This is a genomic window from Deinococcus frigens DSM 12807 (assembly GCF_000701425.1).
In the GTDB taxonomy this organism is placed as follows: Bacteria; Deinococcota; Deinococci; order Deinococcales; family Deinococcaceae; genus Deinococcus; species Deinococcus frigens.
Map to the genome: position 1 here is coordinate 45811 of NZ_JNIW01000011.1, position 26741 is coordinate 72551.

At 63.8% G+C, this 26741-nt stretch carries 21 protein-coding genes and 1 pseudogene; 16 read left to right on the top strand and 6 right to left on the bottom strand.

All coding sequences use genetic code 11. The features are described from left to right. Positions 1 to 11 precede the first annotated feature (11 nt). Positions 12 to 1304 (bottom strand): transcription termination factor Rho, encoded by a 1293-nt coding sequence (gene rho / locus Q322_RS0106000; RefSeq protein ID WP_034417778.1) that lies wholly within the window; start codon positions 1302 to 1304, stop codon positions 12 to 14. Positions 1305 to 1946: 642 nt separating this feature from the next. On the opposite strand from rho, the gene Q322_RS0106005 reads away from it, so the two are divergent. The 3 genes from Q322_RS0106005 to bshA all read left to right on the top strand — a co-directional run bounded on the left by Q322_RS0106005 (position 1947) and on the right by bshA (position 7045). After that, positions 1947 to 2276: a DHCW motif cupin fold protein gene (locus tag Q322_RS0106005; protein WP_029476872.1), complete on the top strand. Its 330-nt coding sequence runs from the start codon at positions 1947 to 1949 to the stop codon at positions 2274 to 2276. A gap of 41 nt (positions 2277 to 2317) precedes the next feature. Next, a complete protein-coding gene (gene ileS, locus Q322_RS0106010; protein WP_029476874.1) occupies positions 2318 to 5497 on the top strand; it encodes an isoleucine--tRNA ligase in 3180 nt (1059 codons plus the stop codon). Between the two features lie 423 nt (positions 5498 to 5920). Continuing rightward, positions 5921 to 7045, top strand: a complete 1125-nt coding sequence (gene bshA, locus Q322_RS0106020; protein ID WP_029476876.1) for an N-acetyl-alpha-D-glucosaminyl L-malate synthase BshA — start codon at positions 5921 to 5923, stop codon at positions 7043 to 7045. Between the two features lie 183 nt (positions 7046 to 7228). Here the strand turns inward: bshA and Q322_RS21615 are convergent, their stop codons facing one another. Next, positions 7229 to 9352 carry a GGDEF domain-containing protein gene (locus tag Q322_RS21615; protein WP_051668279.1) on the bottom strand — a complete coding sequence of 708 codons (2124 nt, stop codon included), beginning with the start codon at positions 9350 to 9352 and terminating at the stop codon, positions 7229 to 7231. Between the two features lie 414 nt (positions 9353 to 9766). Further along, positions 9767 to 10908, bottom strand: a pseudogene (locus Q322_RS22305) (transposase). Positions 10909 to 11004: 96 nt separating this feature from the next. Here Q322_RS22305 and Q322_RS0106035 point away from each other — a divergent pair. From Q322_RS0106035 to Q322_RS0106050, 4 genes are read left to right on the top strand one after another with little or no spacing between them, the layout of a single operon-like run. Then, positions 11005 to 12753 carry a hypothetical protein gene (locus Q322_RS0106035; RefSeq protein WP_034417780.1) on the top strand — a complete coding sequence of 583 codons (1749 nt, stop codon included), beginning with the start codon at positions 11005 to 11007 and terminating at the stop codon, positions 12751 to 12753. Positions 12754 to 12776: 23 nt separating this feature from the next. Beyond that, a complete protein-coding gene (locus Q322_RS21620) occupies positions 12777 to 13235 on the top strand; it encodes a pilus assembly FimT family protein (protein WP_051668280.1) in 459 nt (152 codons plus the stop codon). A gap of 26 nt (positions 13236 to 13261) precedes the next feature. Next, positions 13262 to 13675, top strand: a complete 414-nt coding sequence (locus tag Q322_RS0106045) for a pilus assembly FimT family protein (protein ID WP_029476882.1) — start codon at positions 13262 to 13264, stop codon at positions 13673 to 13675. Beyond that, the gene (locus Q322_RS0106050) at positions 13675 to 14439 is read left to right on the top strand and encodes a prepilin-type N-terminal cleavage/methylation domain-containing protein (RefSeq protein ID WP_029476883.1); all 765 of its coding nucleotides are present in this window, start codon (positions 13675 to 13677) and stop codon (positions 14437 to 14439) included. The genes Q322_RS0106045 and Q322_RS0106050 overlap by 1 nt, the downstream gene beginning before the upstream one ends. Before the next feature lie 117 nt (positions 14440 to 14556). Here the strand turns inward: Q322_RS0106050 and Q322_RS21625 are convergent, their stop codons facing one another. Both Q322_RS21625 and Q322_RS23825 read right to left on the bottom strand, forming a co-directional pair. Continuing rightward, positions 14557 to 15207 (bottom strand): histidine phosphatase family protein, encoded by a 651-nt coding sequence (locus Q322_RS21625; protein ID WP_162176595.1) that lies wholly within the window; start codon positions 15205 to 15207, stop codon positions 14557 to 14559. Next, positions 15204 to 15941, bottom strand: coding sequence for a hypothetical protein (locus tag Q322_RS23825; RefSeq protein ID WP_029476886.1), 738 nt, complete (start codon positions 15939 to 15941; stop codon positions 15204 to 15206). Before Q322_RS23825 ends, Q322_RS21625 begins: the two co-directional genes overlap by 4 nt. A 150-nt stretch (positions 15942 to 16091) precedes the next feature. Between Q322_RS23825 and uvrC the strand changes: the two genes are divergently transcribed. Then, positions 16092 to 17942 carry an excinuclease ABC subunit UvrC gene (uvrC, locus tag Q322_RS0106065; RefSeq protein WP_029476888.1) on the top strand — a complete coding sequence of 617 codons (1851 nt, stop codon included), beginning with the start codon at positions 16092 to 16094 and terminating at the stop codon, positions 17940 to 17942. 106 nt (positions 17943 to 18048) lie between these two features. Next, the gene (locus Q322_RS0106070; RefSeq protein ID WP_029476889.1) at positions 18049 to 18954 is read left to right on the top strand and encodes an SDR family oxidoreductase; all 906 of its coding nucleotides are present in this window, start codon (positions 18049 to 18051) and stop codon (positions 18952 to 18954) included. A gap of 63 nt (positions 18955 to 19017) precedes the next feature. On the opposite strand, the gene Q322_RS0106075 is transcribed toward Q322_RS0106070, so the two are convergent. After that, a complete protein-coding gene (locus tag Q322_RS0106075; RefSeq protein ID WP_029476890.1) occupies positions 19018 to 19557 on the bottom strand; it encodes a phosphatase PAP2 family protein in 540 nt (179 codons plus the stop codon). A gap of 110 nt (positions 19558 to 19667) precedes the next feature. Here Q322_RS0106075 and Q322_RS0106080 point away from each other — a divergent pair, with 110 nt between their 5' ends. From Q322_RS0106080 to Q322_RS0106110, 7 genes are all read left to right on the top strand, one after another. Then, positions 19668 to 19922, top strand: a complete 255-nt coding sequence (locus Q322_RS0106080) for a hypothetical protein (RefSeq protein ID WP_029476892.1) — start codon at positions 19668 to 19670, stop codon at positions 19920 to 19922. Positions 19923 to 20058: 136 nt separating this feature from the next. After that, a complete protein-coding gene (locus tag Q322_RS0106085; RefSeq protein ID WP_084147830.1) occupies positions 20059 to 20811 on the top strand; it encodes a phosphatase PAP2 family protein in 753 nt (250 codons plus the stop codon). A gap of 252 nt (positions 20812 to 21063) precedes the next feature. Continuing rightward, complete coding sequence (locus tag Q322_RS0106090; protein ID WP_029476895.1) at positions 21064 to 22089, top strand: LacI family DNA-binding transcriptional regulator; 1026 nt, start codon at positions 21064 to 21066, stop codon at positions 22087 to 22089. 81 nt (positions 22090 to 22170) lie between these two features. After that, on the top strand, positions 22171 to 23418 hold the full coding sequence (locus Q322_RS0106095; RefSeq protein WP_029476896.1) for an ABC transporter substrate-binding protein: 1248 nt from the start codon (positions 22171 to 22173) through the stop codon (positions 23416 to 23418). A 119-nt stretch (positions 23419 to 23537) separates the two neighbouring features. Continuing rightward, complete coding sequence (locus tag Q322_RS0106100; protein WP_029476898.1) at positions 23538 to 24482, top strand: carbohydrate ABC transporter permease; 945 nt, start codon at positions 23538 to 23540, stop codon at positions 24480 to 24482. Next, the gene (locus tag Q322_RS0106105) at positions 24479 to 25384 is read left to right on the top strand and encodes a carbohydrate ABC transporter permease (protein ID WP_029476899.1); all 906 of its coding nucleotides are present in this window, start codon (positions 24479 to 24481) and stop codon (positions 25382 to 25384) included. Before Q322_RS0106100 ends, Q322_RS0106105 begins: the two co-directional genes overlap by 4 nt. Positions 25385 to 25386: 2 nt before the next feature. Continuing rightward, positions 25387 to 26649 (top strand): glycoside hydrolase family protein, encoded by a 1263-nt coding sequence (locus Q322_RS0106110; protein WP_029476900.1) that lies wholly within the window; start codon positions 25387 to 25389, stop codon positions 26647 to 26649. The last annotated feature ends 92 nt before the right edge of the window (positions 26650 to 26741 follow it).

The window sequence follows — 26741 nt, forward strand, 5'->3', positions numbered from 1 at the left end:
GGGCGCAATTCTCAGCCGCCCGCCAGGTTTTGCAGGAACTCCACGTTGTTACGGGTCTTGCCCATGCGCGAGAGCAGCATTTCCATGGCGTCGGCGGGGTCCATGTCGCTGATGACCTTGCGCAGCAGCCACATCTTTTTGAGGACTTCGGGCTGGAGCAGCAGTTCCTCGCGGCGGGTGCCGGACTTGATGATGTCCAGCGCGGGAAAGATGCGGCGCTCTTCCAGGCGGCGGGAGAGCACGAGTTCGGCGTTGCCGGTGCCCTTGAATTCCTCGAAGATCACGTCGTCCATGCGGCTGCCGGTTTCTACCAGGGCGGTGGCCAGAATGGTCAGGCTGCCGCCCTCGCGGATGTTGCGGGCCGCGCCTAGAAAGCGCTTGGGCCAGTGCAGGGCGTTGCTGTCCAGACCGCCCGAAAGGGTGCGCCCGGTGGGCGGCGTGACCAGGTTGTTGGCGCGGGCCAGGCGGGTGATGCTGTCGAGTAAAATCACCACATGGCCGCCGTCCTCGACGATGCGCCGCGCGCGTTCATGCACGAATTCGGCCACCCGGACGTGATGCTGCGGCGGCTCGTCGAAGGTGGACGCCACCACCTGCGCACCCTGCACGCTCTCGCGGAAATCGGTGACTTCCTCGGGGCGCTCATCGACCAGCAGGACCATCACGGTCACGTCGGGGTAATTCTTGACGATGGAATTGGCGATCTGTTTCAGGAGCGTCGTCTTCCCCGCTTTTGGGGGTGCCACGATCAGCGCCCGTTGCCCGCGCCCGATGGGAACCAGCAGGTCCACCACGCGCAGGCTCAGCCCATCGGGGTTGCCGGGGTCTTCCAGGATCAACTGGGCTTCCGGGAAGGTGGGCGTCAGGTCATCGAAGCGCGGGCGGCGGCGGGCGGCCTCGGGGTCCAGGCCGTTGACCGCCTCCACCTGCACCAGCGAGCCGAAACGCTCGTTCTCGCGTGGGCGGCGGGCGCGGCCTATGACCTCGTCGCCGGTGCGCAGATGGTTGGACTTGATCAGTCCTGCCGTGACCAGCACCGTGCGGCTGTTGGGGTCCAGCAGGTCCGATTGCAGGAAGCCGTAGCCATCGGCGCTGATTTCCAGGTAGCCGCGCGCCAGCAGTTGGCCCTCGGCGTCGGCCTGGTATTCCATGATCGCCAGGGCCAGGGCGTCTTTTTTCAGCTTGCGGTAATTGTCGATGCCGTACCCGGCGGCGATCAGGTGCAGCTCCGGCAGAATCTTTTGCTGCAATTCCTGAAATGGCAGCGCGGCGGTGTAGGGAGTGGCTCCGCTGAATTCAGTCACCGCCGCCCGCCTCCCCGCCGTGATGACCTGGTGCAGTCTGAATGGATTTGGAGGGCATGGTCGGAATCAAAACATTCATGTGGCACTTCCTGGCAAGGATTTTAAGCGCCCGTATGCTGGGGCATCCTGACGAAGTTAACGTTAGAGGGAGGCGGGACTGGTCCCAGCATACCCCCAAAACATGCAGCTTCCGGGCAGAGGCTTTCGCTGGCACGGCAGCCTCGCCGTGTTCGCCTCCAGCACTGCTGTGCCGGCTCCGCCATCCGGCGCATTGACCCGCCCCACTCCGCCGCCCTACCATGCAGGTCACTCCTGAAAATGGGGTGAGTCATTCGAGTGCGAACGCGAGGACAGTAGCTTCGGCAGGGCAGTCGCTCAAGAGCGAGTCAGGGACGGTGCGAGCCTGACAGACCAGCCTCCGGGACGAAGATCCCCTCCCGCGCAGACGGAAGAAAGGCCCGACCGGGCCAACTAGACCCGTTCGGACGCCCCCCGGCAGAGGGCCGATGCAACGAGGCCGCAGCAGTTCGCGGCGAAGTTGGGTGGTACCACGCACACGCCTTAGTGAATCGACACGGGGGCGGCGCGTCCCAGCATTCAGGCTGAGGCGCGTCGTCTTTTTTAGTTTGGCTGGAGGTCACCATGCAGATGCAAGACATTCCGTTTGGCGTCACCGACTGGTCGGCGGTGCGGGTCACCGAGCATCCCGGCGTCACGGGTGTGGCGCACTGGCGGACGCAGAACTTCGGCAGCATTCGCGTCCGCATGGTGGAGTACTCGCCCGGCTATCTGGCGGACCACTGGTGCAGCAAGGGCCACATCCTGCTGGTGCTGGACGGCCAATTGGACACCAAACTGGAAGATGGCCGCACCTTCACCCTCATGCCCGGCCACAGCTATCAGGTGGCCGATCACGCCGAGGCACACCGCTCCAGCACGGTGACCGGAGCCAGGTTATTCATCGTCGATTGACGCCTTTGCTCTAAACCACTCTCCCCCACCGAGGTTTTCCCATGTCCACCTTCAAACCCGTCGAAGCCAACCCCAAATTTCCTGCGCTGGAGGAGGCCACCCTGAAGTGGTGGAATGACAAGAAGATCTTCGAGCGCAGCCTGGAAGGCACGCGGGGAGGCCCGGTCTATACCTTTTACGAGGGGCCGCCCACCGCCAACGGGCAGCCGGGCATCCATCACGTCCAGGCACGCAGTTTCAAGGACCTGTTTCCGCGTTTCAAGACCATGCAGGGCTTTCACGTCCCGCGCAAGGCGGGCTGGGACACGCACGGCCTGCCGGTGGAAATCGGCGTCGAGAAGCGGCTGGGCCTGAACTCCAAACGCGAGGTCGAGGCGTACGGCATCGACAAATTCAACGCCGAATGCCGCCAGAGCGTGTTCGTCTACGAGGCCGAGTGGCGCAGATTCACCGAGCGCATGGGCTACTGGGTGGATCTGGACGACGCCTACATGACACTGCACAGGGACTACATCGAATCGGTGTGGTGGAGCGTCGCCGAGCTGGAGAAGAAGGGGCTGCTGTACCGGGGCTTCCGCGTCGCGCCGTACTGCCCGAAGGACGGGACCACGCTCTCGAATGCCGAGGTCAGCGAGGGCTACAAGGATATTCAAGACCCCAGCGTGTACGTGACGCTTGATCTGCTGGAGCCGGAAAAGATCGGGCTGGCGGCAGGCGCGGCGTTTCTGGTGTGGACGACGACGCCGTGGACGCTGCCGTACAACGTGGGCGTGGCGATCCACCCGGAATTTGAATATGTTGCCGCCAGGGATAAAGACGGCAAGGTGCTGATCCTGGCCCGCACGCTGCTGGACGAGGTGCTGGGCGAGGGCGCGGAAGTCGTGAAGTCGTTCAGGGGGTCAGAGCTGGACCGCCTGAGCTACACGCCCCTGTACACCGAGGCATATGAGACGGAAGGCGACGGCGCGCCGATCTGGATGAGCGGGCTGGATACGTATGTCTCCGATTCGGACGGCAGCGGCATCGTCCACACCGCCCCGGCCTTTGGCGAGGACGACATGCGGCTGGCCAGGAATTACGGCTTCCCGGTGATCGTGGGCGTGGACCCGGAGGGCAAGCACCGTTACGGCCCGTGGAAGGGCGTGTTCTTCCGGGATGCCAACCAGGACATCATCCGTGACCTCAAGGCACGCGGAGTCATGTGGCGCGACAGGAATTTCATGCACTCGTATCCGCACTGCTGGCGCTGCGGCACGCCGCTGATGTACTACGCCACAGAGAGCTGGTATCTGAACAACACCTCCATGAAGACACGGCTGATCGAGCTGAACGGGACCATCGACTGGCACCCGCCGCACATCAAAAACGGGCGTTACGGCGGCTGGCTGGAAAACCTGATCGACTGGAACCTGTCGCGGAGCCGCTACTGGGGCACGCCCCTGCCGATCTGGGAGACGGCGGACGGCGGCAAGTACAAAGTCGTCGGCAGCTACGCGGAGCTGGCGGAACTCAGCGGGCGGCCCGAAGTGACCGGGCCGGACTTCGATCCTCACCGCCCGTTCGTGGACGACATCTCGTTCGAGCTGGAGGGCGAAACCTACCGCCGAGTTCCCTACGTGATGGACGTGTGGTATGACAGCGGCTCCATGCCCTTCGCGCAGCACCACTACCCCTTCGAGAACAGGGCGAAATTCGAGAACGGTGGCTTTCCCGCCGACTTCATCGCCGAGGCCATCGACCAGACGCGCGGATGGTTCAACAGCCTGCACCAGATCGGCACGATGGTCTTCGACTCGGTGGCGTACAAATCGGTGATCTGCTCGGGGCACATCCTGGACGAGAAGGGCCTCAAGATGTCCAAGAGCAAGGGCAACATCGTGGACCCCTGGGAAGTGTTCGAGCAGTACGGGGCCGACGCCGCGCGCTGGTACATGTACGTGTCCGCGCCGCCGGAGCTGTCGCGGCGCTTCGGCATGAATCTGGTGGGCGAGGCGTTCCGCAGCTACTTCCTGACACTGTGGAATACCTACAGCTTCTTCGTCCTGTACGCCAATCTGGACCAACCGGATTTGCGGGCCGCGCCGCCTGTCTCGGAGAGGCCGGAGGTGGACCGCTGGCTGCTGGCGAAGGTTCAGGCGCTGATCGCCACCGTGACCGAGCGGCTGGAGAACTACGATCCCACCGGATCGAGCCGGGCGTTGCAGGACTTCGTGACCGAGGATCTGAGCAACTGGTACGTGCGGCGCAACCGCCGGCGCTTCTGGAGCGGGGACGGGCAGGTGGACCTGGGCGCGTATTCTACGCTGCACTACGCGCTGGTAACGGTCACGCAACTCACAGCACCCTTCACGCCGTTCCTGGCCGAGACGCTGTACCAGAATCTGGTCCGCAGCGTCGCGCCGGACGCGCCCGAGAGCGTGCATCTGGGCGGCTGGCCGGTGGTGGACGACTCGCTGGCCGCGCCGTCGCTGGTGGGCGAGATGGACGCGGTGCTGAAAGTGGTCAGCCTGGGCCGGGCGGTGCGTGCCCAGAGCGGCATGCGCCAGCGTCAGCCGCTGCCCCGCGTGATGCTGCGCGCCCGCACGCCGGGGATGACGGCGGCGCTGGGGCGCTTCGGCGAGCAGATCCGGGAGGAGTTGAATGTCAAGGAGGTAGAGCTGCTCGATCAGTATGCCGAACTGGTCAGCTACGCGCTGCGGCCCAATCTGCCGCTGCTGGGCAAAAAATTCGGCAAGGCGGTGCCGCAGGTGCGTGCGGCATTGGCAGCGGCGGACGCCTCCGAGATCGCGCGGGCGGTGCGGGACGGCCAGCAGTTTGAGGTCATCGCCCCTACCGGCGAACGCTTTGAGCTGGGGCCGGACGAGGTGCTGGTGGACGCGCAGTCCCCCAAAGGCTACGCCGCGCAGGAGGAGGCCGGGTATCTGGTGGCCTTCGACACGGCACTAACGCGCGGGCTGGAGCTGGAAGGGCTGGCACGCGATCTGGTGCGCGGCATTCAGGACGGGCGCAAGAAGGCGGGCTTCGAGGTACAAGACCGCATCACCCTGCACCTGGACCTGGGAGGCGACGCCCGCGCCGCCGCCGAGGCGTGGCAGGAGTACCTGATGTCCGAGACGCTGGCTGAAACTTTGGTCTTCGGGCAAGCGTCCGGCTTTAAGGCCGACGTGGAGGGTGGCGCGGCCTATCTGGAAAAACTGGAGGCGGACGGGTTGACGGCGTAGATCGATTCAAAAGAGGGGGACGCGGCGAGAATCAGGAGTTGGTGTTGTGCCAGTTCAGCAGTTGCCGCTCCCGGACCTCAGTGATCTGCGGAGCAACGTGAATTCGCAGCCGGTGCGCTGCTTGCAGGGAATTGTCTCTGGTGGCTTTTCCGAAAACTGCGATCACGGCAGGAGTCTCAAGCTTCGCCCACAAGAAGTCCCGTCATGTCTTTGGCGTGGAAAGCTCCGCCGGGAAGAGCACCGGGGGCATCTGGCTAGCGCATTTCTCCGGCACGCTCGGAAGACGCCGGCACACCGCATACGCGCTGCTTCTCCTTTCAGCCGGGTGAAAGTTCGGACTTTTACCGCAAGCCGCATCAGACCTGAAGTTGCGGCCCTATACTTCCCAGCCATGAACGTGACGGATCAGGCCGGGTTAGAGCAGTGAAAGTCGCCGTACTGTGCCATGCCAGCGCGGGCGGTTCGGGCGTCGTGGCCACCGAACTGGGTCTCCAGGTGGCGCGGGCCGGGCACGAGGTACATTTCGTCGGCTCGGCGCAGCCGTTTCGCCTTTCAGGCCAGGGCGGCATGCGCGGGCCGTATTTTCACCAGGTCAGCGGCTTCGCCTACGCGCTGTTCGAGCAGCCCTACCCGGAACTGGCCGCCGCCAACACCCTGACGGAAGTGATGCTGGAATACGGCGTGGAGCTGGCGCATGCCCATTATGCGATCCCGCACGCCACAGCCGCCATTCACGCGCGCGCCATCGTTGGTTCCGGGCGGGTGCTGACCACCCTGCACGGCACCGACGTGACGCTGGTGGGCGCGGAACCGGCCTTCCGGCACACCACCCGCCACGCCATCGAACGCAGTGACCACGTGACCGCCGTATCGCGCTTTCTGGCCGAGCAAACGCGCGAGGTCTTCGGTCTGGACCGCGAGATCGAGGTGATTCACAATTTCGTGGACGCCGAGCGGTTCCGGCGCATTACGGACCCGGAGGTGCGGCTGCGCTTTGCCCATCCGGAGGAAGCGCTGCTGGTGCATGTCAGCAACTTCAGGCCGGTTAAGCGGGTGGAGGATGTGGTGCGGATCTTCGCCCGCGTGGCCTCCGAGCTGCCTGCGCGGCTGCTGATGATCGGCGACGGCCCCGAGCGCCCACGCGCCTTCGAGCTGGCCCAGCAACTCGGCGTGATTGGCAGGACACATTTTCTGGGATCATTCCCCGATGTGGAGACCGTGCTGGGCATCAGCGATCTGTTTTTGCTGCCCAGCAGCAACGAGAGTTTCGGCCTGGCGGCCCTGGAGGCCATGAGCTGCGAGGTACCGGTGGTGGCCGCCCGCGCCGGGGGCATTCCCGAAGTCGTCGAGAACGGCGTGACCGGCTTTTTAAGTCCGGTGGGTGACGTGGACGGCATGGCCGACGCGGCGCTGCGGGTCCTGCGGGACCGCGGCCTGTACCTCAGCATGGGCGCGGCGGCGCGGCAGGCCGCAGTGACGCGCTTTTCCCCTGCCCTGATCGTGCCGCAGTATCTGGAGGCGTATGAACGGGTGGTGCGGAACGGCTGAGGGCTGGACATGACCGGAAAGTCGGCGTCAACCTGCCCCGTTACATCGAGGGCACCAAAAAGCGGGGGCAGCCCCGTCCCACGGCGATTTAGCAACACGATAGGGCGTGTCGAATTCGACGCTTCCGGTAACGCTCCACTGGACCACGTTGCTCCCAGCCCCTGGAATTTGGTGCCCTCCAACTCAGGCCGCTCCGGTCACGGAATCAGCTGCAGCTGCCATGACCTGGTTGCGTCCCCCCTTCTTCGCGCGGTACAAGGCTTGATCCGCCGCCTGAATAAGATCTGCAGGCTTCGAGCGCTGCTCGGACAATGCCGCCACACCCACTGAAATCGTGATGGCACCCAGAGGCTGATGCTGGAACGAAAGGGTCAAGCCTTCCACAGCCTGCCGGAGGTGCTCTGCACGCATCATGGCCTGCGCCTCATTGGCATCGGGTAAGGCAATCAGGAACTCTTCCCCGCCATACCGGCACACGACATCCTCCTCTTTGAAGACGCGCTGCATAAGCCCGGCAAGTTCCTTCAACACCATATCGCCCGCGTCATGACCAAACGAATCATTGAATTTCTTGAAATGGTCAATGTCGAGGACGAGAACGCTGATCGACAGCCCGCCCCGGATGGCACGGCGGACTTCCCGTTCCAGGGTCTCTTCCAGGTAGCGCCGGTTGTGCAGTCCGGTCAAAGGGTCACGGATTGACTGCAGACGCAGCGATTCGCGCAACCGTAGGTTCGCCAGAGCGAGCGCCACATGCCGCGCCATACTCTGGATGGCTGCGTTCATCGCTTGCAGAGCCTGCGGGTCTTTATCCTCGGTCTGAAGGCGAAGGACACCAACCGTCTCGCCCTGAGCAACCAACGGAACGCACAAGTAGGCCGCTGGCACATCCCGGCCAAGCGGCAGACACGGAATACTGACGCGGTCTCCATCCCGCGCATGGGAATGAGGATGTCCCCGGCGCAGCGCCCAGCATTCTGATGGTGCGAACACCTGTTCCTCAGGAGAAGACGGCACTGCACTCCAATGGACGAACGCCTCGATCAGGTTGCGGGATGAATTGATCGTTGCGATAGACCCTCTAGTTCCCGGGAATAATTTTGCTGCCGCTCGCAAAAGAACGGTGCGTGCCTCATCAAGGGTCAGGCAAGCCTGAAGCAGATCCGCCACGTCACTCGTGGTCTGGATCTCCTGATTTCGCTTCTCCAGGATCCGGGACTGTAATCCAAGTTCTGTGTTGCGCACTTCGAGCGTGTGCACCGCTTCCTGGACGCGCTCATTCAAATGGGTGTTAGCCTCGATCAGGTTTGAGTTCGCCTGAAGCAGATCCTCGCCCAGAACCTGGTTCTCAAGCCTGCCGATTCTGTCACGATTGTGAATGAAGTACGCTAGGCCGAACAGAGCCAAAAGAGCTATGGCCGCATCGCCCACGCCTGTATCCGGTGCCAGCATCAGGGGTGCCAGGGCGGCGTACGATCCAAATTTCAGGAACAGGATGAGATGCGATGATGTTTCTTCGCGAGTCGTGCGGGTACCTGGTGGCACCGGCGCAAATGACTTCGCCCTGAGGGCAGCGAAGGTAAAGAGGGTGAAGGCGGTCGCCCAGGTCAGGTCCAGAGGTGATCCGGCGGTGTACGTTCCCCGGGCCACCTGAACCGTATAGATGATGTCGCCCAGAGCGAAGATCAGCACGCCGCCCAGGATCGGCCAGAGCATGGACCGCCGCTCCCGCTGCCACTCGTGTTGCAGGATGAACACGACGCCCCCGAGCATCACCAGGTCGCTTAGGGGATATAGGACGGCTGCGGCGGCAGCCAGGACACTGTCGGCTGTCTTGACGGTATGCCGGAGCAGGAGCGACCACTCGATCAGCCCCATGGAAAACACCATAATCAGGGTGTTTGTGATCACTTTGGCCCGTGCGAGTCCTTCTAGGCGCGTGCCGGTGAGTTGCAGCAGTGCGGCGAACATGGCCCATGGAAACAGCAGGAACAGCGCGTCCGCGATGGTGGGAAAAGGAATTCTCTGGTACACCACGGTGTCGTAACCCCACATGAGCAAGCCGGCGGTGTACATGCCGGTAGCGACCGCGAGGATCAACCAGCCGCTCCTGGTCCGGGCGTCGTGCTCCTGTTGTGACCGCGAGAACACCATCAGAGTGGCGATCAGGCCCGGAAGAATGAGCGGGGTGCCGCCGATGCGTGCGGTGACGCGGATCCCGCCCCAGTGTCCAAGGGTCCACAGGGCATACAGAACCAGATAAGTGATCAGCAGAAGGGACCAGCGTACGAGAGTGCTTGAAGGCATGTACTCTTCACTCTACTAACAGAGTTCTGGCAACTTACTGACAGCGGTGGAAGTAGAGTCCTAAGAACTTCGGGTGCCAGGGGGTCAGAGGGTTGTGTTGCCTTAACCAGACGGAGGTAGGCTGACCGTCCGTGATCGACCTCAAGTCCTACCGCAATTCCAGAGGTTCCGGCTGACACCGCCCGCATCGCCCGCGCTGCGTTTCCCAAAAGTGCGCTATTTCTTCGCCTGCGTGACGAAATCGGCGTTTTCCTGACCGACCAGGATTTCGTCGACCTCCATCCCCAATGGGGGCAGCCTGAGGCTGCCCCCTGGCGATTGATGCTGATCAGCGTCACTACGCTCCTGACCTGCGCTTTTTCAGCTCCTAGCGGGATTGGAGAGCAAGGTGTCAGTACTGAAGGCCGGGCAGCCTCAGCACCTGACACTTCCAGAAATTGACGTTTCAGTCGCAGGAAATGGCGTCCTCAGGAGCTGAAGGTAGGTCCAGAACGTGTCCAGTCCCCACCGCACGGCCTGACTGAGTTGCATCCAGCCCTGCCGAGAGAGGCTGAGTACCAGTCGCCCCCGGTTATCGCGTCTCGGCGGTATTCCCTGCTGGTCCTCCGCCCCGACCCGGGTCATCCAGGCCAGGGCAATGCACAGCAATCCGAACAGTCTGGAGATCCGGTCTGCTGCCGTCATGTGCGTTGCTTCCAGGTTCAGTCCCCTGGTTTTGAGTGCGGAAAATGCGGATTCGATTCCCCACCTGAGCCGATAGGTCACAAGGACGTCCAGGACAGACAAATCTGAGGCGACGATCATTCTGTCCCCTGCGGGGGACAGGGTGATGACCACGTTCATCCAGCCGCCGTACACCCACGTCCGCTCAAACAACGTCCACACCTCACCCGGTTGCAACGTCATGAAGAGATCACGGGCAAGTTCGTCGTTGACGCAGGTGTTTTCCCAGATGCGCAGACAGTGCCGAATACGTTTCCAACGCAGGAATTGGCACCATTCCTGCAGGGTGAACTCACGGTCCGCGATCAGCACGCTCCACCGCTTCGCGGGGAGCACCCCCAGCAGTCGAGCAACCAAAAGGATGCGGGCGGCGGTGCAACTGCCCCCCCTGATGGGGCAGCACCGTCCACACCAGCGGAATCACCGCCCCCCCGAGGCTGGCACCCAGCACGAGGATGTTCAGCAGAGTCTGACCATAATGCCAGGTGCGGGCAAGCGTCCTCATGGGCGTCTGTTCTGCCCAAGAACGTGCGGTCCATCACCAGCCTTAACTTGCCGTCTCCGAGCAGGGGAAGCAGGACGTCAAGGACGTCCTGCGGGGTGAACTGCGCATCATGAAGGGCACGTGCACCGATACGGGTCTTGGATTCGAGCGTGGCGTCCTGGGGAAGGTGCAGAGCGATCTTCCGGTGAAGGGTGGATTCAGCCTGAAGCACGGCCAGAATGACTTCGGCCAGCCGCTGGAGAGCATCAAGACGCCGATGTGGGAGCTGAGTTTTCAGGTGGTCAGCGAGCATGTCAGTATGGAGCAGGGCGGTCTCTCTGTTCGTCACAGACTTAGATACCGCCCCTTGTGCTGCCTTACTGCGTCCAGGACGCCATTCCCATCAAAGTGTCAGGTGCTGAGGAAACACGCTCAAGATGGATTTGTGGCCATACTGATCGCCTTATTTACCCTGTTGATCATCGCCGTCCTGCTCACCACCACGTCTATCGCCGGGTGGCGCAGCCGCATGGACGTGACCCGGGATACACAGACCTATCAGGCTTTTCTCGCGGCAGACAGCGGCCTCAGTAGCTTTGTCGCCCGTCTCAAGGAGAGCGGTTTTTCTGGCCGGATTGATGACGTGGCGTGCTGGGTGCAGGGTGAGAGTCTCGATGGGTCAAGCTGCACCACGAGCGCCCAGCTCGGCACCCTGTACCTATCGAGCAGCACCTCAGCCGGACCGCAGGTGGATGTGCTGGTCAAAGCGCGCAACGACGCTGATTCCACTGTGACGGTGCAGTCTACTGGCCGCCTGGGCACCTCAGCCCGCGCCGCGACAAGTACATTGACGCAGAACATCAAGATCAAGAAACCCGCATTCATGAATTTCTCGCCGCAGGCCGCCCTGACCTCCTGTTCCAGCGTGAGTGGCGGGGGATCGGCGCGCCTAGGCGGCCAGGCGACGACTTTTGACGGCGTCATCTATAACGTCACCACGGCGACGGCGGCCTCACCAGCCACAGTAAGCGCGGCCATGGCCAGCGGCACCGGCAGCGCTTCCGGCTGGCCCGCCACCCTGAGCGTGCTGAGCAGCGAGTACCTCGCCTCCGGCTCGTACATCCGGCTGGGCACGCAGGGCTATACCGTCACGGCAGTCGTCTCCGGCACCCGGGTGGCCGTGACGCCCAGCGATCCCTTGCGGCTGCCCAGAGAGGGGACAAGTCTGACCGGGGCGGTGGACGTCGTGCTCATGGCGGTGCGCTCCAGCGCCACCAGTCTGGGCGCGTCGCGCTTCCGCATTCCAGTGTCCGATCCAACATCGGTCTATCCCAACGACACGCTGTATGTCGATAGCGGTTCAGTCAGCTACGGCCTGACTGCCGTTTCCAAGGGCTACCTCAACGGCGACACGGATCAAGGCTACGTGGACGTGACCCTGGGTGCGGCAGGTGCCGGTGCGTTCACGTACAACAGCAGTGGCAACGTGACCGGCAGCGTACCGCCCGCCACTTCCACGGTAGTTATGGGCCTGCTGGCTGGCACGCCGGTGCGCCGATATGTGCCGGGCGCGACCAGCAGCAGCTCCATGCAAGGGGTAACCAGCGGTCTCGTTCCAGCCAGCGCGTGGTCAGGAAGCAGCGTCGTCTCACCTGCGGCCACCGCAGGCAACACCAACGTCAGTTGTGGAGAGTCGCTCTTCGCGCAGGTCTTTAACGGCATTACCAAACAGGGCTACTACGATCTCACGCCTGCGGCCAACCGTCTTTCCGGGATTAACAGGCCGCTGAACAGGGACCTGTTCTGGATGGGGCCTCCGCCCGGGTCCGCGCCGGGAAGCTATACCCTCAACGGCAACGACCTGTGCGGCTACGGAATCCTCGTGATCAACGGCAACCTCAGTATGAAGGGCACGGGGAACCTCAACACCGCCAGTAACACTTGCATGAGCAAAGGCAGCCCCGACGCTGCGCAGGGGTTCACCGGCGTCATCTACGTGACCGGCACCTTTTCCAATCAGGGCAACTCGGTCATTAATGGTGCGGTGGTCGTTGAGGGCGGGTTGTTTCAGGCTCAGACCTCGCTGGGCGGCAGCATGCAGATCCAGTACAGTCCGCTGGCCGTGCTCACGTCGGCCCGCGCACTGAGTCCGCTGAGCTTTTCCTACGGTGACGGCACATGGAGTCAGCAATGAGGCGGGTGATGTCACGGAGGCGGTTGGTCTCCCGGCAAGGCTTCACCCTGCTTGAAGTTTTGGTTGTGCTGGGCATTCTGGGCGTACTCCTGGGTATCGGATTGCCCGGATACCTGAGGGTCATGCAGCGCCAGCAGGTCGCGCAACAACTGGCCCAGGATATCGAGGCCGCCCGCGCCGAGGTCAAGCGGCTGGGCACCTGCGCGGTGATCCGCCTGCCCACTACCAGCGCCGCCAGCTACAGTGTCGAGAGCTACCCGAACAAGACGTGTACTGGCACACCCACCACCCGTGCCCTGACCCTGCCCAGCGCCACGCGCATGACCGTGACCTCCACGGCTACTGTGGCGCGCTTCATCTCCCCTTACGGTGTGAACGCCACCGGCTTGCCTGTGGACATTGAGATCGCATCGGTAGGAAACTCCAGCCTTGGAAAACGTCTGAGGATCACCGGCGTCCTCGGCACGGTCATCGTTCAATGACGCCCTCTGGCCGCAGGGGACCGCAGATGGCACTGTGTAGCGTCCAGGGCGGATTTACGCTGGTAGAGCTGCTCATTGCTGTGGGCCTGGTGTTGGTGATGATCGCCGTGATATTGCCAACCCTGACGCAGACCTTTCAGGTCAACCGCACTGCCGTGAGTGCCCAAGCGGTCACTGGATATGCCAAGAGCGTCATCGAGCAGACCAGCGCCTTGTGGCTGACGCGCGACAGCACGCCGGGCGCGACGGATCCCTACCCCTGGCTGAGCGCGGGCACCCTGCCTGTGCTGCAAGCCGCGCCTACCGGGGTCACCTGTCAGCCACCCAGCAGTCTCGCGCTGGGCGCGGCCAGCCCGCTGGGGCGGCGTCGACTGACCGTGACGTGCTCCACCGCAGCGAACGGAACCCTGACTTTCATCATGGACATCGGGCGGCCATAGTGAAAAAGCGCCTCGCGGACGGACTGACGTTGATCGAATTGCTGGTGGGGTTGCTGGTCTTCGGCATCCTGCTTGCTGCCCTGTTGAGTCTGGAAACCGCCACCGTCACCGGGGCCAACACTGCGGCCCTCCAGGCAGCCCGGATCCGCAACCTTCAGGAGGCCAGCAGCTACCTGGCCGCCCGGCTGCGGGCCGCCCGCCTGGTCAGCACGGACCTCAGCGTCAACGACCAGGCATGTAGCCTGACGCCTCCGGCAGGCACACTCCCCTGCTTCGCCATCCTGGTGGGAGAGACCCGCACGGTGGGTGGGGTGACGCAGTATCAGGACAACGCCTACAGTTACCTGGTCTACCGGCTCATTCCACGCCTTCAGCTTACGGCTGCGGACAGAGCGCCCGACACCTGGGCGGACAGCAACACCTACGCCCTGACCCAGTCCCAGGTGTTGCTCTGCGAACCCACTGCGACTTCGTGTACCACGGCTGTTCCAGCCACGCCACCCAGTGTGGCCATACCGACGGTCATGCCAACTGCCCTCGCCATCACGCCAGCCGTGACCGCGACGCATACCCTTGACCAGGTGGTCGCGGACATGAGTACACTGGATCTGACGCCTGGCAGTGGCACTTTCACGCCATTCGCATACAACGCCGCAAGTCGCCAGTTCACGCTGCGCTTCCGCCAGAAGACCAATGAGCGCGGCACGGTTCGCTACACTCCGGCAAGCGAACCCTACCTGCTGCATATTCAGCGGCGCAATTAACTGGTGGACTGCAAGTGATTTTTGAATTGTCGGCGAACGACGAACAGTGCCCACAGGACCGTGATCCATACGGTTGTCAATGACTCTGATCATCAAGTGAAACTATTCACTATATCTCTAACTTGTGAAATTTAGGTTCCCTGGTGCTAGTTCTGACGGTTGTTCTGACGGTTGTTCTGATGGTTCAAGCTGCCAACCACTGCTCCCGTAACGCAACTCCGTCAATTGCACGTTCGTCTGGGCAAAGCGGTCTGAGCGCCAGCTTTCCACCACTGGGGCACGCAACAATCGGATCAGGAGCGAGATCAATGCGCCGCCGTGCGAAACGACGATGGGCGTGCCCGGCAGACTCAAGACGGGTTGCAGCGCCGCCTCGAACCGGTTGGCCACGTCCCGCAGGCTCTCGCCACCGGGAAAGCAGATGCTGTCGCCCGGACCGATGAGGTCAGCGAAATGCGCCTTCAGATCGCTGTACGGACGCCCACGCCACTCTCCCGGATCGATCTCCTGGATGCCGTCCAGGACAGTAACAGGAATACCCAGCAATTCGGCAACGGGCGCGGCGGTCTGCTGGGTGCGGGTGTAGCTGCTGGCATAGAGGCGCGGCGATACGGGACGCAGGGCGGCGATCTGACGGGCCAGCACGTGGGCCTGGGCATGCCCCTGGGCAGTCAACTCGTCGTAACGGCTATCCACGCCGCGCAGCACGCCTGCAACGTTGCCGGTGGTTTGCCCGTGGCGGGCCAGCAAGAGGTGGGGGGAGTTCACCACGGGAGTGTAGCCAGCCCGGCTGGCCCGGACGGCAGCCCTGCCCACACGCCTCGGACCTCCTGCACTTCGAAGCGGGCGAACAGTTCCTCGCTGTACCAGTGTTCCTGGCGGGTGCGGGCGATGGCCTGACGGTGCGCGTCGCCGTGGTAGGCGTAGGTGCGCATGCTCCCAGCGTCCCGCCAAACGCTGAAGGTGGCCTGCTGCACCAGGGGCCACTCGCCCAGACCCAGCGCGGAGATCAGGCCGGGTTGATGGGGCAAAAATTGCTGCGTTCCCGGCACCGCTCGCCAGAAGGCGGCCAGTCTGGCCGGACGAATGACGGCGCGGGTCAGGACCGCCACCGGCAGTTGACTATATGCAGGCGCGTGGGTCACTTGCGGTCCAAACGGCTGGTGGCCGCCCCAGCGCCCATGCCAGCGCCGGGGCCTCAGCAGCAGCGTGGCGCTGTCGGCCACCCGCTCTCGCTCCTGCCGCCGCCAGGGGCTGCTCTCGAACAGCTCGAAGGCGGCGCGCGATTGCCACACGGCGAAGCGCGCCCAGCGGCGCAGGTCCACACTCAGCGAGAGTGTCGCGCCGCGCCCGGTGCCCAGCAGGCGGTAAAACGTCAGGCCCGGCAGCCCGCGCAGGTGGGCGTGATCGGTCGCCATGCGCCGCATCCCTGCGCGCAGATCGGCGGGCGCGAAGCGGTTGACGGTCAGGGTCACGAGCGGGGCAGCGGGCAAGGCGGGCATTCAAGGCAGTCTAGAGCGAGGCGGGGCACAGACTTTGGCCTGACCCACGGTTGACCCTGGCAGGCAGAGGCTCGATGTTCTCGGAAAGGTTCGATGTTCTCGGAAACAGGTGTTACGGTGCGCGGGCCGCCTCTCCCCTATGCTTGAGACGTGCATTTCGACGACCTGCCCGTACTGCCCACCACCCCCGGCGTGTACCTCTTCCGCAAGGGGGGCGTGCCGATCTATATCGGCAAGGCCAACAACATCCGCAGCCGGGTGGGGCAGCACTTCAAGGCGGGCGGCAAGAGCGGCAAATTCACCTCGCTGGCCGAATCGCTTGAATTTATTACCGCGCGCAACGAGGTGGAGGCGCTGGTTCTAGAGGCCAACCTGATCAAACAGCACCGCCCGCACTACAACGTGACGCTGAAGGACGACAAGCACTACCCGTTTCTGAAGCTGACCAACGAAAAATTCCCCATGCTCATCGTGACGCGGCGGGTGCTCAAGGACAGCGGCAGCTATTACGGTCCGTACCCGGATTCCTCGGCGGTGCGGCGGGTCAAAAACCTGATTGACACCATGTTTCCACTGCGCAAGAACAGCGGGCTGCCGATGCAGAAAAAGCCGCGCCCGTGCCTGAATTTTCATATGGGCCGCTGCCTGGGGCCGTGCGTGGACAGGGCCGATCCGCAGGAGTACGCCCGCGTGGTGGACGACGTGAAGTCGCTGCTGGAGGGCCGCGCCACGCCAGTGATTGCCCGCCTCAAGGAAGACATGAAGGTGGCCGCGCTGGGCCAGGACTTCGAGCAGGCCGCCCGCGTGCGGGACCGGGTGCAGGCCGTGCAAAAGCTGTTTGGCACCGAGCAGCACGCCTTTGTGAGCGACGAGACCGATCTGGATTTCCTGGGGGTGGCGCAGGCCGGGGAATACGCGATGGTGCAACTGTTCCGCATGCGCGGCGGGCGCGTGGTGGGACGCGATAAGCGCTTTCTGACGAACGCCGAGGAAGGCACCCCTGGCGAGATCGTGGGGGCCTTCGTGCAGGACTATTACACCCAGGCAACGCATGTGCCGCCGCTGATCCTGCTGCCCGCCGAGTTCGAGGACGCGCCGCTGTGGAGCGAATTCCTGAGCGAAAAGGCCGGGCGCAAGACCGCCATGCGAACCCCAAAGCGCGGCGACAAGGTGGATCTGGTGGAGATGGCCCAGCGCAACGCGGTCAACGGCCTGGACTCCGAACTGGCGGTGCTGGAACGGCGGGGCGATCATCCGGGGCTGGACGCGCTGCGCGAGATGCTGGCGCTGCCGGACCGCCCGTGGCGCATCGAGGGCTATGACAACTCCAACCTGTTTGGCACCAATATCGTGTCGGGCATGGTGGTCTTTGAAGGTGGGCGAGCAAGACGGGGTGAACACCGCCGGTTCAAGGTCAAGGGGCTGGACCACCCCGACGACTACACCGCCATGAAACAGACCGTGCATCGGCGCTTCACGGGCAGTCTGGCCGACAAATTGCCGCTGCCCGATCTGATCGTGATCGACGGCGGACGTGGGCAGGTCAACGCGGCGCTGGACGCGCTGAAGGACGCCAATATACAGGTGCCGGTGGTGGGCCTCGCCAAGCGCGAGGAAACCATCATCCTGCCGGGGCGCTACGGGGCGCAGTGGTGGCTGGAGACGGGAACCGAGGTGGGAGTGAACCGGGAGATGCTGCTGCTGCAAACGCATCCGGCGCTGCGGATTCTGATCGCCGTGCGCGACGAGGTCCACCAGTACGCCATCACCTATCACCGCAAATTGCGTGGCCAGGACATGCTCCGCAGCGTGTTCGACGACCTGCCGGGCATTGGGCAGAAACGGCGGGACGCGCTGCTCGAAGAGTTCTCCAGCCTGGAGGACCTGGCCGCCGCGCCCGTCGCCCAGATCGCCGCCGTGCCGGGCATGAACGCGCGGGCGGCGCAGAGCGTCAAGGAGTTCTTGGTCCAGCGCGAGGCCAACCGGGTGCCGCTGGGCTGAGCGGCCAGCACGGTTGTTGAGGGGACCCCCACCATCTCTTGAGGCAACCTTTTAAGTGTGTGGGCGGGTGGGTTTGTGCGGCGGGTCGGCGGCAAGACTCGTGGGCATGACCAAAGACACCGTAAAAAACCAGTACGAGATGCGCGATCCGCTGAGCCAGTACCCGCGTCCCCCGTTTCCCAAACAGCCGCAGCCCGCGCCGGGACTGGCAAGTGATATGGACCCCAAGCCGGACCACGGCGAGGACAGCTACGTGGGCTTTGGCCGCCTCAAGGGCCGCAGGGCGCTGATCACCGGGGCCGATTCGGGCATCGGGCGGGCCGTGGCGATTGCCTTTGCGCGGGAAGGGGCGGACGTGGCCCTGAACTACCTGAAGGTCGAGGACTCCGACGCCGAGGAAGTCATCAAGCTGATCGAGGCCGCCGGGCAGAAAGCGGTGGTGATTCCAGGAGACCTCAAGGACGAGGCGTTCTGCGGGTCACTGGTGCAGCAGGCGGTAGACGGCCTGGGCGGCCTGGATATTCTGGTCAGCAACGCGGGCAAGCAGGTGGCGGTGGAGGCGATTGCCGACCTGACGTCCGAGCAGTTCGACGAGACGATGAAGACCAACATCTACGCCATGTTCTGGATCACCAAGGCGGCGCTGCCGCATATGGGACCGGGGTCCAGCATCATCAACACCACCTCGATCCAGGCCAGCCAGCCGTCCGCGAACCTGCTGGATTACGCGATCACGAAGGCAGCAATGGCAAATTTCACGGGCGGCCTCGCCAAGCAGGTGGCCGAGAAGGGCATCCGCGTGAACGCCGTGGCCCCTGGACCGTACTGGACGGCCCTGCAACCCAGCGGCGGTCAGCCGCAGGACAGCGTGATGAAGTTCGGCGAGGGGGTGCCGCTGGGCCGCCCCGGCCAGCCCGCCGAGATCGCGCCGCTGTACGTGCTGCTGGCGTCGCAGGAGGGCAGCTACATGACGGGAAACGTGTACGCCAGCACCGGCGGGACGATCTACTAGATAGTCCACACCCTCGGAAAGCCGCGCAGTCAGCACAGTTGCGCGGCTTTCGCGTGCCGGTTCTCAGGAGCGATTCACAAAGGGCAGGCGTGTCGGCCAGGTCGTGGGCCACGGGATCTGCGCAGCGATTAGCAAACCTGCTGACGCGATCCCGACGCTGCCCAGCACGGCCAGGCTGTGGTGCGCGCCGATGGCCAAACGGCCCAGCAGCACGGCCAGGAGTCCTGCGGCAAAAACCGGCCACCAGCGCCGGTCCAGCCACCAGGCCCAGCCCAGCAGCAGCGCGACAATCAGCGTGTGATCACTGGGAAAGCCGTTGTCTACGGCCACATGGGCCAGCGGCGCGTAGTGCTCGGCCAGATACGGGCGGGGGTCCGCGATCAGGTGGCCCAGCAACAGCGTCAGCAAGGTCGACACCAGCAGGGACACCGCCATTCGGGCCAGCAGGGCGGGGGTCAGGCTTTTCAGGCGCAGCAGCAACAGAGCCGCCAGCAGCGCCACCAGGCCGAACAGCAAAACATTGGCGCAGAACACGGCCAGGGCGGTAAGAGCCGGACTTCCGAGGGCCGTAGCGTGCAGGGCAGCTTGCAGGGTGTCGTTCATCTGCGCCCAGTTTGACGCACGGCGGCGCACACCGCACCATCCATAAGTCTGGTTCCACGAGAGACCGTCCCAGAGGAAGCGCCGCCCACCTCAGTTTCCAAGGGGGCGGCGTGGGACGGAGCAACAACGGGCGGTCATGCGGGGCGCAGGCGGCGCAACACACCGCGCAACACACCGCGCAGGTCAGGGCGGGGGCGCTGTTCCTGGAGCTGCTCCTGGGCGAGACGGACCTGACGGGCGCGGCTGTCCTGGGCGGCTTCCCGGCGCAGGGCCTGGGCGCGTTGCTGGCCGCACTGAAGGTCAAAATGCATGGCGTGTCCTGGGAGCACCGGCTGCCGCTGTGGCATCCGTGGGTCCGGCGCTGATGGACCCATGCTGCGCCAGCAGGGGCAGTGGGCGCATCCGGTGGTTGGCGCATGTCCGCTGCGCGAATTGGCCTAGGCCGGGAGGGTTAAGCATCCGCCAAGCGCACATCCGGGGCGGGCAGAGTGTAATGACGGCATGTTCTCGCACCTGCTTGAGGAAATCGTGCCCTTTGTCAAGGCGCACTGGCGCGTCCTGTTGTTGCTGCTCCTGGGCGTGCTGCTGCCGCTGGTGCTGATCGCGGAACTGACCGAAGACGTGTTCCGCGACGGCGGCTTCGTGTGGGACACGGCGATTCTGGAGTGGTACCGCGCGCACCGCACGCCGGGGCTGACGGCGCTGGCGCTGGCACTGGGGGTGATCGGCGGAGTGCGGGTGCTGCCCGTGATCGCGCTGGTCATCGCGGTGTTGCTGGCGCGGGCGGGGGGCCGGACCCACGCGTGGTATCTGGCCTTCGCGCTGTCGGGGGCAGCGCTGCTGAACGTGCTGGCCAAGTTGATCTTCCAGCGCCCGCGCCCGGACGAACTGGGCGCGGTGCTGGTGGAAGCGGGCTTCAGCTTTCCCAGCGGGCACGCGATGGCGAACGCGGCCCTGGGAATCGCGCTGGGACTGATCTTCTGGCGCTCACGAGTGGGCGGGCTGGTGGCGCTGCTGGGCGTGTTCTGGGGTGTGCTGCTGGCCGCCAGCCGCAATTACCTGGGCGTGCATTACCCCACCGACGTGATCGTGGGTTTCCTGGCCTCCACCGCCTGGGTTTACGGTTTGTACCTGCTGATGGCCAGCCGCTGGCCCGCGCTGGCCAGGGCACCGGGCGCACGCCAGGACTCCTCCATGCCCGCCGGGATGGACGGCGAGGCTGTGCGGCAGACACAGCAGAACCACACGCACTAGAACGGCGGGCGCAGCGTTCACCCGGCCTGGCGCACATGCCCCTGTCCAGAGTGCGATTCACAGACCCGGGGTGCCGAAGCCGTCCGATCTCATGGCATCCTCACCAATCGGCAGCGTGCATCCGGAAACAGCACACATCGACCTACGCCCACTTCCGCTTGACAGCGCTTTCAGAAGCGTCTAAGCTCAAAGCGTTCAACAATCGTTTGTTCATTTTTGCAGCAGGCTGCCATGTCTGCCAGGAGATTTTTCATGTCTGTAACCGTCACGTTGATGCACGTGGCGCGGGAGGCGGGTGTTTCGCCCAGCACCGTGTCGCGCATTTTGAACGGCACCGCCAACGTCACGCCGGACAAGCGTGAGCGGGTGGAGGCGGTCATTCACCGCCTGAACTTCACACCCAACGTGCAGGCGCAGGCCCTGGCCAATGGACGCAGTTTCTCGGTGGGGGTGCTGACCCAGAACATCAGCAGCCCGTTTTACGGCGAGACGCTGGCCGGCATTGAACGCGGACTGGAGGGCAGCTCGTATCATCCGCTGGTGGTCAGCGGCCACTGGCACGCCGAGCAGGAACAGCAGGCGCTGGACCTGCTGATGCGCCGCCGGGTGGACGCTCTGATCGTGCTGGGCGGAGTGATTGAGGACGCTGCATTGCAGAACGTGGCCGCCCGGGTCCCGCTGGTGGCCGTGGGGCGCGACGTGGGCGGGTTGTCCGAGCGCTGCGTACTGATTGACAACCGCGCTGGCATCCGGGACGTGGTGCGCCACCTGGCCGAACTGGGCCACCGCGACGTGGCCTTTATCGCTGGGCTGGAATCGCAGCATGACGCGGTAGAGAGGCGCGAGGGTTTTGAGGCAGCCATGCAGGAATGTGGGTTGGCGCTGCGCTCCGAACTGATGCGGGCGGGCGACTATACCGAGGGCAGCGGCGAACGGGCCACCGAGGAACTGCTGAGTTTGGGCCGGCCCTTCACCGCGCTGGTCTGTGCCAACGATCAGATGGCTCTGGGCGCGCGGCTGGCCCTGTACCGCCGGGGCGTGCGCGTGCCACAGGACGTGTCGCTTACCGGTTTTGACGACCTGTTTTCCTCGCGCTACACCACGCCGCCGCTGACCACGGTGCATCAGGCGGTCAACGAGCTGGGCGAACTGGCAGCCCAGACGGTGCTCCGTCTGCTGGCCGGGGAGCAACCACGCATGATTCCCTATATTCCGCGCCTGATTGTCCGCGAATCCACCGGCCCAGCGCCCCTATCCCCCGCCACTGGAGGCCACTGATGCACGACAGTTCCTGACCTGCCGCACCGTTTCACGCTCATTTTGAAAGCGCTTTCACTCCCGACCTCTGGAGGTCATCCCATGAAGAAAATCGCCACATTCGCCCTCGTTTCCGCTCTGCTCGCCAGCACCGCCCACGCCCAGGAAAAGATCACCCTGACGGTCGCGGCCTTTCCCAGCCTGGACAGCGCCATCAAGGCGATCATTCCAGCATGGAACAAGAAATATCCCAACGTGACCATCAAGCTGCAAGCACAGGAATTTGCCGATCACCACAACGCCATGACCACCGCGCTCGCCACCGGCCAGGGGCTGCCTGACGTGATGGCCGTGGAAATCGGCTACGTGGGCAAGTTTGCCGAGGGCCGGGGCCTGGAAGACCTGAACAAGGCCCCGTACAACGCCGCCCAGTACAAGAAGTTGTTCACGCCGTTTACCGTGGCGCAGGCCACCAGCAGTGACCAGCGCTTTATTGCCATGCCCACCGACATTGGCCCCGGTACTTTCCTGTACCGTAAGGACATCCTGGACAAGGCGGGCGTCAATCCGGCCACCATGATGAAGGACTGGGACAGCTATATCGCCGCCGGGAAGATCATCAAGGCCAAGACGGGCGCGGCGCTGATTAACACCGCGCAGGGTATTTACGGCGTGATGAGCCGCACCAACCTCAAGCCCGGCGAGGGCATCTACTTTGACAGCAAGAACAACCTGCTCGTCGGCCCTGACAACGCCCGTTTCCTGCGTGCCTTCACGCTGTCCAAGCAGGTGCGTGACGCGGGTCTGGACGCCAAGATCGGCGAGTGGAGCAACGAGTGGTACGACGCCTTCAAGAAAGGCACGGTTGCCACGCAGTTCAGCGGCGCGTGGCTGACCGGCGCACTGCAAAACTGGATGGCCCCCGACACCAAGGGGCTGTGGCGCGTGCAGAACCTGCCCGAGGGCGGTTACGCCTTGTGGGGCGGCACGTTCTACGCCATTCCCAGCGCCGCCAAGAACAAGGCGATGGCCTGGGAGTTCATCAAGTTCATGACGACCGATAAGTCGTCGCAGATCACGGCTTTTACCGACAACGGCGCGTTCCCGGCGCTGCTGACCGCCCAGAACGACGGCATCTTCAACAAGGGCGTGCCGTTCCTGGGCGAGCAAAAGGCCCGCGCCCTGTGGCGCGACGCCGCCCGCAAGACCCAGCCCATCGACGTGAACAAGTACGACTCGGTGGCCGATCAGATCGTCAACACCGAGCTGACCAACGTGCTGGAGCAGGGCAAGGACATCAAGCAGGCACTCTCGGACGCCCGCGCCCAGATTCTGCGCCGCGCCCGCTGAGCCTGAGGGACCTGACCAGAACGGTGTGACTGTCTGGGGGAGCGAGAAAGGCGGCTCCCCCGTTTCCATTCCCTGACCTGCCCCCCTCTATCCGGCGCACGGCGCGAAAGGATGGCCCCATGCAAGAATGTGTTCCCCTGCCCACCAGCCCACCCCGCCGCCGCTGGAGCTATGACCGCTTTCAACAGCGTTTTGCGCCGTACATCTTCACCAGCCCGTTTTTCATTCTTTTCCTGATCTTCGGGCTGTTTCCGCTGGGCTTCAGCCTGTTTCTGGCCTTTCACCTGTGGAACCCGCTGGACGGGCTGGGCAACTGGCGCTACGTGGGCTGGGAGAACTTCCAGTTGGCGCTGGGCGCGCCGGATCAGTTCTGGGTGTCCCTGAAAAACACGGTCTGGATCGGGCTGCTGTCGGGGGTGCCGCAGCATCTGGTGGCGCTGCCGCTGGCCTTTGTGATTAACCAGGCCCTCAGAAGATATCAGGGCGCGATCAGCACCATTCTGTTTCTGCCGTACATCACCAACGCGGTTGCCATCACGATTGTCTTCGGGATGCTGTATTCCGAGAACCTGGGGCTGCTGAATTACGCGCTGTCGGTGGTGGGCCTGGGGCCGGTGCGCTGGCTGGCGGTGCCGGACCTGGTGCCGGTGTCGGTGGCGGTGGTGGTGTTCTGGCGCTATGTGGGCTGGAACGTGATTCTGTACCTGAGCGGTTTGCAGGCCATCAGCGAGGACGTGTACGAGGCCGCCACCGTGGACGGCGCGAGCAACGTGCAGAAATTCTTTTACATCACGCTGCCGCTGCTGCGCCCGATGATGTTCTACGCCTTTACGCTGACCATCGTGGGCAACATGCAGCTGTTCGAGGAACCGTTCATCATGACCGGCCAGGGCGGCGGCAGCGGCGGCACCGCGCTGACCTCGGCCATGCACATCTACAACGTCGCCTTCCGCGATCTGGACATGGGCTACAGCTCGGCGATGGCCTGGCTGCTGTTCCTGGCGATCTTCGTCCTGAGCATGATCAACAACTACCTGTTTTCACGGGGCGGAGGCCGCTCGTGACCACCCAACCGCTGGAGACGCCCATCGCCGCCGCGCCCCGGCCCCCCCGGCAGAAATCCAGGTTCAATGGGGGCCGGGTGGGGCTGTGGGTCTTCGTGGGCATCGCCTGCTTTCTCTCGCTGGTGCCGTTTTACCTGATGTTCGTGTGGGCCACGCTGCCCAGCGAGAAGATCTTCGCCGTGCCGCCTAACCTGTGGTTCGGCAACGCCTTTGTCGAGAACCTTCAGAAGATGATGGAGGCCACCAACAACATGGCCCTGCGTCAGTTCTGGAACTCGCTGTACATCGCCACGCTGTCCACCGTGACCACGCTGTTCTTCTGCTCGCTGGCGGGATTTGCCTTCGCCATGTACGACTTTAAAGGCAAGCAGTACCTGTTCGGCTTCATTCTGATCACCATGCTGATACCGCCGCTGGTGATGGACATTCCCAGTTTTCTGGTGATGAACAACTTCCTGAAATGGATCGGCACACCGCGCACGCTGTGGGTGCCGGGCATGGCGAACGCCTTCGGCATTTTCCTGATGCGCCAGTACATCGTCTCGGCGCTGCCCAAATCGCTGATCGAGGCCGCGCGGCTGGACGGGGCCAGCGAATTTGGCATCTACACGAGGGTGGTGCTGCCGCTGATCCGCCCGATTCTGGCGACGCTGGGCGTGGTGACCTTTGTGGGATCGTGGAACAACTTCAAGGGCGCGCTGATCATGCGCCTGAGCGAGGACAGCACCATGACGCTGCCCCTGTCATTGCGCAAGATTACTGGCGGGGCCAGCAACGTCAACGCCGACTGGGGCGCAACGCTGATGATGGTGGTGCTGACTGTGATTCCACTGCTGATCATCTTTCTGTTCGCCAGCCGTCAGGTGATTTCCGGCCTGACCAGCGGCGCGGTCAAGGACTGAGGGTGAGGAAGATTATCACTCTCAGCCTCGGTCTATTGCTCTCGGCGCAGGCAGCAACCATTACACCGTCTGGTGCAGCGCCGAAGCCGATTCTTCCCGCCAGCGTCAGCGCCTTTAACCTGGGCAACTGGATGCCGGTGGTAGAGGCGGTGGAAGCGCTGAACGCCCTGAAACCCGCCGCCCTGCGCTGGCCCGGCGGCAACATCGGCGACGAGCAAAACCGCACGCCCGAGGCCATGCAGACCCTGAAAAGCAACTGGACGTTGCTGGGCAGGCCGCCGCTGATGCTCCAGACCCGCGTGTTCACCCGCCCCGGGGGCAACCGCGGCAATGTGGCGGCCAGGAACACGCCCGCCGACGCTGCCGAGATGGTGAAAATGGCGCAGCGACTGGGCCTGAACGTGGCGTATTACGAGATTGGCAACGAGCCGGACCTGTACGCCACCAACCGCAGTGATCCGAGCTGGACGCCCCAGAAGTACTGCGGCGTGGTGCGGGCGCAGAGGGCCGCCATCCTGAAAGTTGATCCACGGGCCAAAATTTCTGGCCCCGCCGTCAGCAATCCCAATTCGTATCTGGACGCGACGATTAAAGAATGCGGCGACGCCTTTGATTTGGTGACGTGGCACCTGTACCCTTCCAACGGCGACGGCAGCGACGCCGAGGCGTTTGACAGCATCAGCAAAGTGGTGGAGACCGTGGAGCGCGTCAAAAAGCTGTGGTCAGATCCGGCCACCAATCCGAAAGGCCAGGGTATGCCGCTTGCTCAGGGCATCACTGAGTACGCCCAGTCGTACCGCTCGGACCGGGAAACGCACCTCTCAGACGCGGTGGGCGGGCTGTGGGCGGCAGAGGCGGCGCTACGGATGTCGGAATCCGGCGCAGTCTTCAATCCCTACTTCTCGCTGATGGCGACGGGCAATCATGGCCTGCTGGACGACGCCGGTTTTCCACGGATGTCCTACGCCGCCTTCCGGGAGCTGGCGAACTACCGGGGGCAGACCTTCGGCGTGACCAGCGATGACCCGGACCTGTGGGTTCACACCTCGGTGCAGGGCAACCTGCTGACCGTATTCGCCATCAACACTCAGGCCGCCGCCAGGCCTTTGAGCCTCAAGCTGCCTGGTTACACCGTGATCGGGGCCAAGGCCGTGACCGACGCGGACGTGAACAGCGACAAGCCTCCGCGCGCGCTGAGGACCGGCGGGACCTTGACACTGCCGCCGCTGAGCCTGACGCGGGTGGTGTTGAAAAGTCTGCCTTGACGCAGAGCCAGATTCTTCAAGGCGCACTTTTTCAAGGCGCACTTTAGCCGCCGGCATCTTCTCCAGCCCTCATCTTTTCCTCCTCCTCACCT